The following is a 14,954-nucleotide window of genomic DNA, read 5'->3' on the forward strand; positions in this document are numbered from 1 at the left end:
GGAGTATGAGTATGAGTATGAGTATGAGTATGAGTATGAGTATGAGTATGAGTATGAGTATGAGTATGAGTATGAGTATGAGTATGAGTATGAGTATGAGTATGGATTAAGGAAGGAGATGCAATTGTGGAAGTAACTGCTCAGGATGTCGCCGAGTGGATGGTTAAGGAGATCCGGTTTACTGGAACCCTTTATCAGACGGCGGCAATTGAATATGTGAAGACGAATTTCGGCGAAGAATTTGTATTTGTGAATGAGAATGGCAATGCTTCTCTATCCAAGGAAGTGAAAAAATCCTTCCGCAAGCTCCACGGCGGCAGGATCGCCTGGGACCGCGACGGATTCCTGTGGGCCTGGACCTAAAAAAACGACCGGTGAGGGTCGTTTTTTTAGATTCAGGATATCTAGGAGGACAGGTTAGGGACTAGTTGCAGACTTGGCTGTATAGTTAGCATACAAGGTAGCGAGGTAGTGTCGGAAGGTTAGAAGATTAGCAGGAGTTACTTCTGCCGTCGGAATTTTAGAGGAATAACAGGAATTACTCCTGTTATTCTTGACTTGGATCAGCTATACAATATATTAACAGGATATAATCCTGTTAAATTGTGGTTGGAACCCCGATTTAGCCTTCTCTCAAAGAATTAGCTGGAGTTTTTCCAGTTAATTCTGGCCTATTGAAGAAAATCGACGAATTAACGGGAGTTTTTCCTGCTGACTCTGATCGTTATTCTTTAGTGCATATAACAAGTGGGATATACTAGCTACTTGTTAATAGGATGATCTCAGCCACACAGCACTAGTTACTCCGCGACAGGATGATCTCAGCCACACAGCACTAGTTACTCCGCGACAGGATGATCTCAGCCACACAGCACTAGTTACTCCGCGACAGGATGATCTTAGCCACACAATACTAGTTACTCTGCAGCAAGATGAGCCCACCCCACACTATACTAGCAACCTGCAACAAGATGAGTCTAACCACGCAATAATGAGGTACTCCGCAACAGACTAAGTCCAAATTCATATTAAACGAGCCACTCCATCGTTCGGGTCTTAAGTTCATCTAACTAACTATGTTGTATCAACTCACAGCCTTACCCTCCGCTGAAACGTGGTTGTGCTACACACTCTTCTCTTACACTCTTCTCTTACACTCTTCTCTTACACTCTTCTCTGTTACACTCTCTCAAGCTCACCTAGATTCACTGCTGTTGGGCTAGACTACTTCTACATGTGTCCCTCTATACCGGGACAACCCGGGTACTCTTCTCCATCGGTGAGCTACACAGCGGGCAGGGCTTGGAGGCCAGATGGTCCTCGGCCCCGCCTGCCTTCATACGCGTCCAGCCAGGACAGGACGCGCCAGTGCAGTTCCAGACCGGCACGGTGTGGGTCCGGCCGGTCGTAGCTCTGGCGGCCGGCAGCGTCTTGGCCGTGATGACGGCGGCGCTGCGGTGCCCGGAGCCCGGCCGCGTGGACCCGGCTGCTGCGGCTGTGGCTGCCGCCGAGCGAAAAGCGGACAGCATGAAGCGGGAGACGTCCGCTTTTTTGCCCCTGTGACGGGCCGGGGAGCTGATGAACAGCTCCTCCCGAGCCCTTGTTACGGCGACGTAAGCTAGCCGCCGCTCCTCTTCCAGTGCTGCCAGCGCCAACCCTGCGGCAGCGGCGCTACTGCTCCCGGCCCCGGATTTTCGATCCTTGAGCCGGTCGGCTTCCAGTGCCGAGCTATGCGGCAGGATACCTTCGGAGGCTCCGATCAGGAATACGACCGGGAACTCCAGCCCTTTGGATTTGTGAATTGTCATCAGCGCAATCCGGTCGCCTTGCTCCTTGAGTCCGGACTGGCGGCTGTGTTCGTTCCGTTCGGTCACATTGTCTATGAAATCAATGAATGTCTGGATGCTGTCAAACCGCTCCGCCGAAGCTTCCAGTTCATCCAGCATTTCTTTTAGGGTCTCCCGGTGCAGGGTAGCCTGATGCCGTTCATTGGCTTCGATGAAATAATCATAGAATTGCTTGCGAATCTGCCGGATCGCCAGTACCGGAATCTGCTCCCGGAGCCCGCGAATCAGATCGAGCCGCTCCCGTAGCTTGACGGCCTTGAAATCCTCCATCCCTGGCAGGGATAGCAGATGGATCATCGGGCCCTGCTTCGGCTGCATGGCCTCCATGCGGCGGATGTGGTCCATTCCTTTTTCCCGATTCATGTACAGAGTGGGGAGGATGTTCTCAATAGCAGCAAAATTGCGCCGGTTCAGCGACAGCCGCAAATGGTCGACCACCGGCGAGATCAGCCAATGCTCGTAGAGCAACTGGCCTTCACCGTAATCGATATACGGGATGTCGCGGAGCAGCAGTAGTTCTAGCAAAGCCCGGTTGCTGCTGGAAGCCCGGTAGAGCATGGCAAAATCACGGTACTCCCGCCGCCCGGCTGCTACCTCGTTGACGATGAACTCCACCATCTGCTCCGCTTCCTCATCCGCTGTTTGCGGACGCAGATAACGCGGCTGGCTGCCGGTGCCTCTAGCGGCTTGCAGGGTCTTGGAACGCCGCCGCTGGTTGTGGCGGATAATTCCGTTGCCAAGTCCGACGATGGCCGGGCCGGAGCGGTAGTTGATATCCAGCGTAATGACCTTAGCACCAAGATACAGCTTCTCGAATTCCAGAATGAACTCGCTGCGGGCACCGTTAAAAGAGTAGATCGTCTGGTCATCGTCCCCGACAACCATTAGGTTGTTCCGGGGCTGGGCAATCATTTTAACCAATTCGTATTGCAGAGCGTTGGTGTCTTGGAACTCATCCACCATCACATAATGAAACCGTTCCTGGAGATCACTCAGCAGCCGAGGGCTGTCCTTTAGCATCTGATAGGCAATCAGCAGTACATCGTCGAAATCGATTTTTAAATGATCATTCTTCCATTGCTCGTAGAGGCGCAGAACGGCCTTCATCTCTTGCTCGGCGATGGTGGACTCGGGCAGATCTTCCACGGTGCCCATGTTCATTTTGCAGGTGGAAAGCACGGTCAACAGTGTTTCTGGCGGATAAGCATCCTTGGGTAGTCCGAGCTCGCGCATGATTTGTTTCAGCAGAATATGCTGGCGGCGTGTTTCGCTAAAAATCTCCTGTTGCAGTCCCTGTCTGCGCAGGAAATACAGGAAGAACGAGTGAAAGGTCCGTGCTTGCAGCCGCGAGACATCACTCTCGTTCACACCCGGAAGCAGAGCGATCCGCTCACGCATTTCTGCCGCTGCTTTATTGGAAAAGGTCAGCAGCAGCAACTGGCTTGCGGCAACACCACGTACAGACAGCAGATAACCGGTTCTGCAGATCAGCACTGAGGTTTTGCCGGAACCGGCTCCGGCCAGGGTTAACAGCGGTCCAAGATGATGCCGAACGGCCGCGATCTGCGGCTTGTTCAGGTGAATTCCACCTTGTTCCAGTCTGCGAAAATAACCTGCATCCGATTCGCCGGCCTTAACCAGCTCCTTGCTGGTCATAGCAGAGGCCACAGCCGCCTGCGGAATACGTTCCCCGGAAGCGCCTAAGGGGATATTATGAAATAAGAGCTTGTTCAATGAATTCACCTTCGTTTAATCCTTCTTATGCCGTAAAACAGACAATCTACAATATATCATCTGATCCCGAATGATGCACACAAAGAAAAACTGTAAATCATATATTTTGAGATACAAAGGGCATTCCAGGGCGGTGAAGAAATTGCTGAAGTACATCGAGAAGAATTTGACGGAAGCAGTGTGTTTATAGCTGCAGTAGGCCTGGTCACGTTGGCAGCGGGACTGCTTCTACACTGAGTCAGGTTCCCGCTCTATCTGGAGCGGGCGATTTTCCCTAGAATCTCGTTCACATGCCGCTCGAATAACTTGGGGTGGTCTTCTTTGATTTCCTCCAGCAAAAAAGACAGGACGCGTTTGACCTGTGGGGACATTCCTACGGCAATATCGGCGTATTCATTCCGACAAAAGTCATCTTTTAAAATTCTTTTATTTAGTACAATCGCCCAATCCCGGGCCGGTTCCAGCATAGCAGGCAGCGACTCTAGCAGCTGGGTCAGATACATCTCCGTCTGGTAGCTCTCCACGAAATGAACAAGGCTGAACATGACTTCCTCTTGCTCGGTCTCATCATCGAACACCTTGAAAATCTCATGAATGATTCTATCCTCTGTATCCCCTGCAAGGCCCTCTAGCGCGCGGTCAAACCGCTCGCAATCCACTTCCGTGCGAAGCAGTCGATTCTCGTAGAGCGTGGCAATGCCAGGGTGCAAGTTTTCCTCCAAGGGTATGACTCTCCTTCTCTTCACATTCGAATAGATCCACAATTACATCTCTTATATTTTAGAAGCCGCAGAAGAAAATTTCTACCTTATTCAGTAGTGCTGGGATACAATATTATAAGATTAGTCGATAGTCCATTTTACTGTGCGGGAGCTTGCTACATGAATAAAGGCATAGTCTATAAAGTTGCATTGTTGCTGCTGGGCATAAGTTTTTTTGGATATTTTCTGGTTCAATTCTCAATGGCCGGGGCCGGTACCAAGCTCAATGCGAAGGCAGGTTATTTGGATTTAAGAGATTGGGATTTTAAGCAAGACGGCAACGTAGAATTGAGTGGCGAGTGGTCATTTTATTGGAATGTGCTGCTGACGCCTGATGAGCTGAATGCCGCTGCTTCAAATGAGGATATTATCGAGGTCCCGGGTAGTTGGAACCGTCATCTTGAGAAGCAAGGGATTGAAGAGCCCACCGGGTATGCTACGTATCGCCTTAGACTGCAATTAGAGGAGAATCAGGAAGGGATGTACGGCATCCGAACCTCCAATATTCGAATGGCGAACCGAATTTTTGTCAACGGAGTAGAAATTGGGGCAAGCGGTTCTCCGTCTTCGGACGAAAGCCAGGATCGGCAGGGGAACGTTCCATATGCAAGCTTTTTTCCATTATCCGAAGGGACGTCGGAGATTATCGTTCAGGTATCCAATACGCTGTACGCCTCGGGAGGGATGATTTACCCGCTTCTGTTCGGAGAGCAGACGGATATCTTGAGCGTAAGAGATCGCAGTGTTTTCAAGGATGCGGTGCTTATTGCTGGTTTTTTTGTGCCTGCTGCCTATTTCCTGATTCTATACTGGGGACGAAAGCAAGAGCGGTCTATGCTGTATCTGGGGCTGTTCTGTCTAGTCGTGATTCTGTATATGATGACACACGGCGAGAAATTGATGGAGATGCTTATTCCGTCGTTACCTTATACGGTTTTGATGAAAATACAGCCGATCTGCTCCACACTCGCTTATTATTTTCTGCTGCTATCTGCGGTCGGACTGAATCCCCGTGCGATTCATAAAGGAATTGTGCAGGGCGCCCATTGGCTTATGGCGGTTATCGTATCCTTCGCCCTGGTGTTGCCGATGAAAACTTTTTTTAAGTGGGATATTCAAATGATCGGACTTGGTTTTACGATGCTGCTGTTTGTAATGTACATCATGGCCAGATCGATCCGGACGCACAAAGCGGATGCCTTCTATATGATCATGAGTATGCAAAGCATTTTTGCGATTGTTGTGATCAGCACGATGCAAGTTCTGGGGATGTATGACGATCAAGTCCTCATTCCTTTTGAAATGCTGATCTTCGTTGCTGCGCAAGCCCTGATGTTTGCCAGAAGATTTGCGGAATCGGTTCGGGAGGTCGAGGCCCTGTCAAGCAAGCTACTCACGCTGGATGGGCTCAAAGACGAATTTATGGCCAATACGTCCCATGAGCTGCGTACACCACTACATGGCATGATCAATATTGCTGAATCTATGCTAGAGAGTGCTGCCGGGTCCGCTAATAGTGAGAAACAGGCCGAGAACCTGGCGATGATTGTGGCGACGGGGAAGCAGCTTTCCTCGCTGATTAATGATATTTTGGATTTTTCCAAGCTGAAGAACGGGGAGATCACCCTGCACAGGCAGCCTGTAGACCTGCCCTCTGTGGCCCAATCCGTACTGGAAGTGATTCCTTATCTGCTCAAAAGAAAACCGGTGAAACTCGTGCAGCAGTGGCCGGATCAGCTGCCTTTGCTGGATACCGATGAGGATCGGCTGAGACAGATCCTGTACAATCTGCTAGGCAATGCTGCGAAGTTTACGAGCAAAGGGCAAATTACGCTTTCGTCACGTGCTGAAGGAGACGATGTCGTAATTATGATAGAGGATACCGGCATAGGGATCGAAGCGGAGCGGCTGGAGACGATCTTTGATGCTTTTGATCAAGGTGGAGATGCGGTTCATCGCGATTATGCCGGGACAGGACTTGGACTCTCCATTACCAAAAAGTTGGTTGAGCTGAGCGATGGGCGAATCAGAGTGGAATCTGTGCCGGGTCAAGGCTCACGATTCATTGTGTGCCTGCCTTCCGCGAAGACACTCTCGCTGCCAGTGCCAGCCGTTTCAGACAAGCCAACGAAGCTTGTCGAATCGATGGACTCCGCTGGTGTATCAGTTAGGTCCTTAGAAGCGCAGGAACGGCGGGCAAGCCGGGAGCGGGAGAATACAGACGCTGAATATCGAGTAATGGTTGTCGATGATGATCCCGTCAATTTGCAGGTGCTGATTAACTTGCTAGAGCTTGAACATTATGAGGTAACTGCGTTCAGCGGAGGAGAGGATGCGCTAACAGCCTTGAGCGGCGCTCAGTCTTTTGATCTTGTCATCACAGACTGGATGATGCCAGGCATGTCAGGGCTGGAGCTTAGCCGTTCCATCCGTGAACGTTTCATGCTGTCAGAGCTGCCGGTGCTGTTGCTAACGGCCCGAAGCCGGCCAGAGGATATCCGGATTGGATTTGAGGCGGGAATTAATGATTATTTGAGCAAGCCGGTGGACGCCGGGGAGCTAAAAGCGAGGGTGCGCACATTGCTGGAACTGCGCCAATCAGTGCGAACAGCGATTCAATCCGAGCTGGCTTTCCTGCAGGCCCAGATTAAACCGCATTTTCTATATAACGCTTTGAACACCATTATCGCCTTTTGTCCAACTGAGCCTTATCAGGCAATGGATTTGCTTATCGAGCTTAGTCAGTATTTGCGAAGTAGTTTTGATTTCCGCAACCGTGATCGCTTGATCTTGCTGGACAAGGAGTTGGAGCTGGTTCAATCTTATCTGGCACTGGAGAAGGCGAGATTCAACGAACGTCTTCAGGTCGAGCTGAATCTGGAGGGAGACCTGAAGACGATGATTCCGCCGCTTAGTATACAGCCTTTGGTAGAGAATGCGATTAACCATGGCATTATGAAAAAAGAATCTGGCGGCGTAGTTAAAGTGTCGGTAAGCCAGAGCGACGACCACATGCGTATTGAAGTAACGGATAACGGCGTCGGTGTGACCAAGGAAAGGCTGTCGCTCGCATTATCGGATAGCGAAAGCGGCAGAGTAGGGATGAAAAATATCAATCGCCGACTGTTGATGCTGTACGGTGAAGGTCTGCAAATAGAAAGTGTGCCGATGCAGGGAACAACGGTTAGTTTCCGTATTCCGATGAAGCGAAGACAGTAGGACTTGGGCGTGGATGATTCATTGCAAGCAAAATACAGCCTGGACAAAAGCCGAAATGCAAAAAACACGCCACCTTCTCGCAAAGAGATCGGTGGCGTGTTTTTGAATTTGTATCTAGAAAACCGCTAAGAGATTAAAGCTTCCTTGACGTCTAGCATTCCTTGTTTGGGTACTATCGCTTACTGATGATTGTGAGAGGCTGCTTCAATATCTCCAAATGCCCAGTATGTGACGGGAACATCACTCCAGGAAGGGGAGATGGATCCAAGCGATGGTTCTCTGCGCAAAATACGGTTGAAGACGACAACCGCTTCAGCCCGCGTCAAGATCTCATTAGGCCGGAAGTGGCCATCCTGCGTGTCGGTCATAATCCCCACCTGGTTGACCCGTTCAATATCCGCCTGTGCCCAGTGGCCCTGAATATCGTTGGCGTCGGATGCTCCTACACCGGTCAATTTAAGCCAGCGGCTGGCGATTGTAGCCATTTCGGCCCGCGTAATCATGGCCTCTGGTACGAAGCTGCCCGCATAACCTTTCATGAGGCCGGTTGTTTGTACTTGGGCAATGAAGCTTGCTGCCCAGAATGTGGCGGCTACGTCTGTATAGCTGGAAGCTGGGACGGTTCCTTGGTCGCCTGCGCCAACCCGGGATAGCATCGCCGCTATTTCTGCCCGGCTAAGGCCTTTTTCCGGTTTGAAGGTTCCGTCCGGATAGCCGTTAATGAACCCTTTTTGCGGATTAAGGTAAGCCGACCAATTGTCGATATTCACTATCGTAAAGGTGCTGAATTTCAAGACGGTAAACACCAAGCTTAATTGTCCCGCACTGTTCGTCTCAATCTTTGGCTTAATCAACTCACGTTCTCCATCGCTATGTTCAATGAAGATTGCCAGATTGGCCAGCCATTGCTCGCGTTCCCGGGCGTTAGTTGGAATAGCGGAATCCGGTAGCGGAAGTTTGAGATCTACGGCCCGGGAGGAGAGATTGGTCTCGATCGTCATTGGGCGGCCAACGATTCGAATACCACCGTTGCCTAGTGCATCCTTCACGATCTGCTCCTGTTTGGCTCGTTCCTCAACCTGCAGTCGCTCCGAATCTTGTTTAATAGGAAGAATGCGGAAGTAAACGTCGGCCGCGATGCCGGACAGTGAAACGTATGGAATCGTAATACTTGCGTTTGGCGTAACCATTTCCAGATCGATTCCGCCCACCGCCAATTGCTGCACGGTTCCGAGAGGAAGATTCAGCTTCGTCTGCACGACTTCGTCCTTCGGATCTGGAATCAGGATACGAGCTGTATGCAAGCCAGCCGCCTGTAGCTTCGAAACAGTGTTCAGAGCATTGTCAGGCGAGAAGGTGATTTCATCTGTTTTTTGCCCTTTAGCGTCTGTTGTCCGCGTAATGGTAACTGAAGAAATATTATTGTCCCCCCCGCCATCAACGAGTACAGACAACTTCTCGGTCGGATTGGAGACGGTGACAGTCCCAGCGCTTGTGTCAGTGTTTCCGTCATTGTCCCCGCTTGGATTTTCCCCTGAACCTTCGCCCGGATTACTGCCAGAGTCAGCAGCATTAACGGTTACGAGGCATGAAGAGGAGAAGCCTCCGTCTTCTGTTGTCACAGTAATGGTGGCAACACCTGCGCTGATCGGCGTGACAACGCCGTTCTCGACTGTAGCCACCACAGGATTGCTGCTGCTCCAAACAACGGTTTTATTGGTGGCATCCGCCGGAATGATGTCAGCTGATAAGGTGGCTGTAGGTCCGCTAACAGTTAGCGTCTGTGTGTCGGCATTTAAGGAAATGCCGGTGACATGTTGGCCGGAGCCATGGTCTGGATTTTCCCCAGAGCCGTTGCCCGGATTACTGCCGGAATCAGCAGCATGTACGGTTACAATACAGGAAGCGGTGAATTCGCCGTCTTCTGTTGTCACAGTAATGGTGGCGACACCTACACTAATCGGAGTGACAACGCCGTTTTTAACGGTAGCTACCGCAGGATTGCTGCTGCTCCAAACAACTTCTTGATTGTCTGCATCTGCTGGGCTGACGATAGGTATCAACGTGATTGGAGGTCCACCAACCGTCAAGGTCTGTGTCTCAGCATTTAAAGAAACGCCGTCTACGTGTACGGGAGCTGGGATCCGTGTCCGATTGTAGATTTCAATTTCCTGAATGGTGAGATCCGCAGAAGGGACCACGCTCACTTGCACGTATCTTTTGGTGACAGGCTCCGGCAGGGAAAGCGTTTCGGTTGTATAACCGTTGTAACGGCCCTCGGAGTGGTTGACTGGTCCAATAGTGGAAGTATTTTCGATGTTTTCAAAAGGTTCTGTAAGGTCATCGCTGAATTTCACAGTATAAGAGTTAATGGCGGCTCGGCTCACGATGACGATATCGTTATAACTAACCCCTTCGCTCATATCTAGCGTGATCTTCCAAGGACCGTCGTTGCTATTGCTGCTCCAGCCGGTTTCAACGGAGTCGTCTGTTACATCGGCGATATTTCCGCTGGAAGTTGGTTTGTTAACTGCCACGGGAGCGCCTGAAGCTAGATTAAGTGTAAACTCCCTTACAGTGACGGTTCGTTTCACTTCGACAGCTTTGTTCCCCGCTGTGTCTGTGGCGTTATAGCGAAGGACGTAGGTGCCGGGAACAGATGTATCAATGCCAGGCAGACTAATATCATTCATACTGTAAGTCACTTGGGCAGCCAATCCCGTGTCGACGTTATCCGTAACGATGACGCCCGGGTCCGTGAAGACCGAACCATACTTCACTGATAAGTTGGCTGCTCCATTCAGCGTGATCGTAGGTTTTTCGGTATCGGGGGGAGGTCCGATATTGAATTCGGGAGCGGGAGTGATGCTGTTGCTCCGGGAGAGAAATGCCTCACCATCCGGTAGAAAAGCAATGCCGTTGAGACCGGGGATAGGAGCGTTGCTTTTCTTCTTAACCTGACTCCCATCCATGCTGATAGTGTAGAGATTAGAATCATCTCCGACGCCATAAATGACACCGTCTGGACTGATGGAGAGTTTGGAGATATGGGTATTCAAATTTTTGACGATTGTAGTCGCCGAACTTTGCCCCTGTGGCAGTTTGTAAATGCCCTTGTTAATATAGTCCGAGAAATATAAATTGTCGGCTTCATCGAAGGCAAGTCCATAAACATATTTAAAGCCGGTATTATAAAAATTTTTGCTGACAGTGCTGACAGTGGCTGAGGAAAGCGGAAGGTTCTTCAGATCGTTCTTGTCGATTTTTTTGATAGTTTCCGTGCTGTCGACCGTGTAGAACAAGTCTCCTGCCTGATTCAGTGCGACGGACATGATGTAGCCTAGATCAAGCACTTTAGTGACGGAACCTGTGTGAGCATCTACCCGGTAAATACCGCCCGGTCCTCTTTGAGCTACGTAGATATATCCGTCATGGTAAGCGATAGATCTTGCATCGGAAATCGTCGGGCTCTGGAATCCGCCGGAAGACGGGGAATCCGGGGCTGCAAAGACGCTGGACCACGGATGGGTTCCGACCAACAGCAGTAATATTAGTAGTACAGAAATTGTCTTCTTCATTACCCAAAATCCTCTCCTTACTTCATAGTTGCAAATCCGTAATGATAGGATGTTATCAAACAACGCTGGACCGATTCTGAGCAATTTCGACATCCTTTGTTCGGTTCTTTCAAAGCAAAAGTCCGGAGAGCGAAAAAATGATCGCTTTCCGGACTTTTTTTAGGGACTATTATTGCATAAGGGTTTGGTAAAGCGCAGTTGTCTCCGAATCGGGCTCGATGCCAAGCTCCTTGTTCAGCATCGCCGCGAATGAAAAATAATAGGTTTGGAGCAACTCGTAATCTCTCAGGCTGGCACAAGCTTGAAGGATTTGCTGGCAAATCTCCTCAGAGTAGGGGTCCTTGTCCTTGGCGGACACCAGCCTCTTGATGGCTTGCGTCTCACGGCCCGCTGCCGTTTCTTCTCTAGCGATGGCGAGCACCAATTCTATGTATTGCTGCCTCAGCTGCTCCTGTCGCGGTTTGGCCCACCAATAGTCGTGCTCCTCCAGGTAATGCCCGGAGTAGAGACTAAGCGCGCTGTCGTAACGGTGTGATGAAGTATTGGGGGAAGATGACAGGTCTTTCAGAATTCTCTCCAGTTCCTGCAAGAACAGTTCGACATCGGTAACCGTTCCCTCTAGCGAGAGCCGATAACAATCCTGTGCAAATTCGATGCCAGCACCCTCGTCCCATTCCCGCAGCAACTTGCGAATCTGATAGACAGAGGTATGCAAATGGGTTAATCCTTTGTCAGGGGCATAGTCTGGCCATAAGCTGTCGAGCAATAGGTTTTTGCTGACCCATTGTCCTTTGTTATGGAGCAAAAAGGCAAAGAGCTCCTGCGCTTTGGAGGTTCGCCATTTCAGTTTAATACCAGGCGTCCTGCCGCCCCGAAGCTCCAGACGGTGAAAACATAGGATGGACGGCTCGTATTCCGTCTGCGTAGCAGGAGATAGGGCGTTGCTCTTATGGCGATAAATATCTAACATGCGTGTAACGGTTTTGGCAAAGCGGCCAGCGCCGACAGGTTTGAGCAAATAATCAAGGGCATTTAACTCGAACGCTTCGACGGCATATTCAGAGTATGCAGTGACGTAGACAATGCGAATGTCCGGGTCAAGCTGCATAATATATTCGGCAGCAGCGAGGCCGCTCATCTCAGGCATGCCGATGTCTAGAAAGACAAAATCAACTTTGCATGTAGAGAGAGACTCAAGGCTTTCTCGCACGGTCGTAAATGCACCGATAACTTCGATCCGTCCGTCTGCTCTGATTAGTCTCTCCATTTGGATTAGTGCCGCCTTCTCATCATCAATTAATAGGGCTTTCATCTCGTTGGAAAAGAGGCTCCTTTCACAGTATCTTCATGAATGAAATTAGATGTTATCGTGAAGCCGGATTTGAGATATTGTTCATAGACAATCGCCAGTGGCTAGAATTATACGACAATTTGCCCGCACTTAATATGGAGTTTAATGGAAATTCGGGAGACTCCCCTCTTTGCAATCTATATAGGGAGAACAGCCGTCTTTTTGTCGGGCCCATTCATTCCTCAATTGCCGTTCATATCCTAAAAGCAAAATGATAAATCTGGAGATGAACGTATGTCACTACCAAGAAGAGCAGGGATCTCACAAGCGGCCAAGATTGATGTGCTAATTCCTGCTATCGAAAAGGATCTGGCAACCTTACCACATGTGGTGAAAGCTATTAGAACCCATGTTAAGCATCCCATTGGCCGCATCCTTATTGTTGCCCCGCGAAAGGAACGCCTACTGCATTTTTGCCGGGAGTACGGCTGTACCTTTGTGGATGAGAATACAGTTCTCCCTCTTACGAAAAAAGACATCCATTACCGCTCACGTACCTGGGAACGCTCCGGCTGGTTATTTCAGCAGCTGCTGAAGCTGAATGGAGACAGACTCTGCAAGGCCGATTACTTTCTAGTCATCGATGCCGATACGGTGTTGATTGCCCCGCACCAGTTTCGTCAGCATGGTCGCACCGTATTTTTCAGCCGAAGTTGGAGCCAACCGGAGTATTTTGTCACGTACAAAAAGCTCATGGGCCGCAAGGCCAGCGCACCGTCTTCACTTGTCACTCATTACATGCTCTTTGAGCGGAGCAAGCTCTCCCGGATGAAGAAAGAGATCGAAGCCCGGCATGGGGTGCCCTGGTATTCCGCTATACTCCGCAGCATGAACCGGAGCAAGCAATTTGCCTTCTCAGAATTCGAGACCTACGGCAATTACGTGTACCAGAGTGACCCCGGCGGAATGCTCATACGTAAGGCCCGCAATAGGAGTCTGCACCAGGACGCTGCCGGGGTCTCCCAGGCTGAGAAGGCGAAGCTGGCCAAGAGTTATAGATCCCTGTCCTTTCATAAACGCAAAGGGTATTCCCGATCATCGCAGGCCAGCCGCCACTGATTGAAGGTATCGGCTGCCTGATATCAGAGATAAGGAGGCGTCAATGTGCGGATTGTTCTCCTGTCCGGAGGCTCTGGCAAGCGGCTGTGGCCACTCTCCAATGAGGTCAGGTCAAAGGTATTTCTGAAGCTGCTGCGTTCTGAAACGGGCGTCATGGAATCCATGCTCCAGCGGATGTGTAGAGAGCTGGATCGGGTCGGGCTGCTATCCTCCAGCTGTATTGTAACGCACGAGTCCCAGGTCGAGATTACCGCTAGTCATGTCGGTGAGGGAATTCCCGTGCTTGGCGAGCCGCAGAAGCGGGGTACCTTTCCCGCCGTAGCTCTGGCGGCCAGCTACTTCTATTCTGTCCTCGGCATTGCTCCACAGGAGACGGTGGTAGTCCTGCCAGCCGATGCTTATGCTGCGCCGACTTTTTTTCAGCTGCTGCGGTGCTTTCCGGATGTACTTAGAGAGGGGGCAGCAGAGATCGCGCTGATCGGGAGCGTACCGAGGTCTCCCTCCGCGGAGTTCGGATATATAGTTCCGCAGGCGGGAAGCCCGGGCGAGGGCTACTATCATGTAGACCGTTTTGTCGAAAAGCCTGATCCGGTCACAGCACAAAAACTAATTGCGCAGCAAGCCCTGTGGAATTGTGGTGTCTTTGCTTGTTCGTTGTCTTTTCTCCTGAACAGTCTGTCCGAGCGGGGGATCGGATGGGAATATGAAGGGCTGCTGGAGAGCTACGACAGGCTACCTCAGGAGAGCTTTGACCGTGAGGTGCTGGAGCATTCTCGCCATACAGTAGTGATCCCGTACAGCGGCAACTGGAGTGATCTGGGGAGCTGGGACAGCTTATCAGTCCATCTGGAGCATCAGGTTACTGGTAAAGGTAGCCTCTCTCCCGATGCGCACCAGACGTATCTGGTCAATGAGTTATCCCTGCCGGTACATGTTATTGGCCTGAGCGGCGCCATTGTAGCGGCTGGCCCGGACGGTATTCTCGTTGCGGACAAGAGACGGGCAAGTGAAATTAAGACGGCGCTCGGGAGTAGTTATTCCATGCCCAGGTATGAGGAGACACGCTGGGGGACCTCCGTCATTTTGGACGATAACCCCAGTAAGGACGGACCTGTGACCGTAACCAGAAAGCTGCAGATCCATCCCGGTAAGCATACCGAGTATCATTTTCACCACAGGATTTCCGAAGTATGGACAGTAACAGAGGGCACAGGGAAATATATACTGGATGGGATTGAGTATGTCTTATCTACTGGTGACATTGTGCAGATTCCCGCAGGGGTGGGACACGCGATCCAGGCGGTGACTTCGCTCATACTGATTCAGATTGAGACGGGTGGACGACCGGGAGAAGCTGATTGTGTGAGATTAACTCGCAGCTGGAACATCGTGCAGGAGTAGTCTT

At 50.7% G+C, this 14,954-nt stretch carries 8 protein-coding genes; 4 read left to right on the forward strand and 4 right to left on the reverse strand.

Annotated features, from left to right (window positions below; translation table 11 throughout):
* Nucleotides 1–126 precede the first annotated feature (126 nt).
* Nucleotides 127–363 carry a DUF6953 family protein gene (locus ACFVRY_RS10910; protein WP_387500063.1) on the forward strand — a complete coding sequence of 79 codons (237 nt, stop codon included), beginning with the start codon at nt 127–129 and terminating at the stop codon, nt 361–363.
* A gap of 881 nt (nt 364–1,244) precedes the next feature.
* Here the strand turns inward: ACFVRY_RS10910 and ACFVRY_RS10915 are convergent.
* Both ACFVRY_RS10915 and ACFVRY_RS10920 read right to left on the reverse strand, forming a co-directional pair.
* Nucleotides 1,245–3,581, reverse strand: coding sequence for a UvrD-helicase domain-containing protein (locus ACFVRY_RS10915; protein ID WP_387500482.1), 2,337 nt, complete (start codon nt 3,579–3,581; stop codon nt 1,245–1,247).
* Nucleotides 3,582–3,832: 251 nt separating this feature from the next.
* The gene (locus ACFVRY_RS10920) at nt 3,833–4,303 is read right to left on the reverse strand and encodes an Imm30 family immunity protein (protein ID WP_387500065.1); all 471 of its coding nucleotides are present in this window, start codon (nt 4,301–4,303) and stop codon (nt 3,833–3,835) included.
* A gap of 159 nt (nt 4,304–4,462) precedes the next feature.
* Here ACFVRY_RS10920 and ACFVRY_RS10925 point away from each other — a divergent pair, with 159 nt between their 5' ends.
* A complete protein-coding gene (locus ACFVRY_RS10925; protein ID WP_387500067.1) occupies nt 4,463–7,561 on the forward strand; it encodes a hybrid sensor histidine kinase/response regulator in 3,099 nt (1,032 codons plus the stop codon).
* A 179-nt stretch (nt 7,562–7,740) separates the two neighbouring features.
* Here ACFVRY_RS10925 and ACFVRY_RS10930 read toward each other — a convergent pair whose 3' ends face one another.
* Both ACFVRY_RS10930 and ACFVRY_RS10935 read right to left on the reverse strand, forming a co-directional pair.
* Nucleotides 7,741–11,139 (reverse strand): S-layer homology domain-containing protein, encoded by a 3,399-nt coding sequence (locus tag ACFVRY_RS10930; protein WP_387500069.1) that lies wholly within the window; start codon nt 11,137–11,139, stop codon nt 7,741–7,743.
* 169 nt (nt 11,140–11,308) lie between these two features.
* On the reverse strand, nt 11,309–12,451 hold the full coding sequence (locus ACFVRY_RS10935) for a response regulator (protein ID WP_387500071.1): 1,143 nt from the start codon (nt 12,449–12,451) through the stop codon (nt 11,309–11,311).
* A 273-nt stretch (nt 12,452–12,724) separates the two neighbouring features.
* Between ACFVRY_RS10935 and ACFVRY_RS10940 the strand changes: the two genes are divergently transcribed.
* Nucleotides 12,725–13,549, forward strand: coding sequence for a DUF6492 family protein (locus ACFVRY_RS10940; protein ID WP_387500073.1), 825 nt, complete (start codon nt 12,725–12,727; stop codon nt 13,547–13,549).
* 45 nt (nt 13,550–13,594) lie between these two features.
* Nucleotides 13,595–14,950, forward strand: coding sequence for a sugar phosphate nucleotidyltransferase (locus ACFVRY_RS10945; RefSeq protein ID WP_387500075.1), 1,356 nt, complete (start codon nt 13,595–13,597; stop codon nt 14,948–14,950).
* Nucleotides 14,951–14,954: the final 4 nt, after the last annotated feature.

The organism is Paenibacillus sp. NPDC057934 (assembly GCF_042887565.1).
Classification (GTDB): Bacteria; Bacillota; Bacilli; order Paenibacillales; family Paenibacillaceae; genus Paenibacillus_AQ.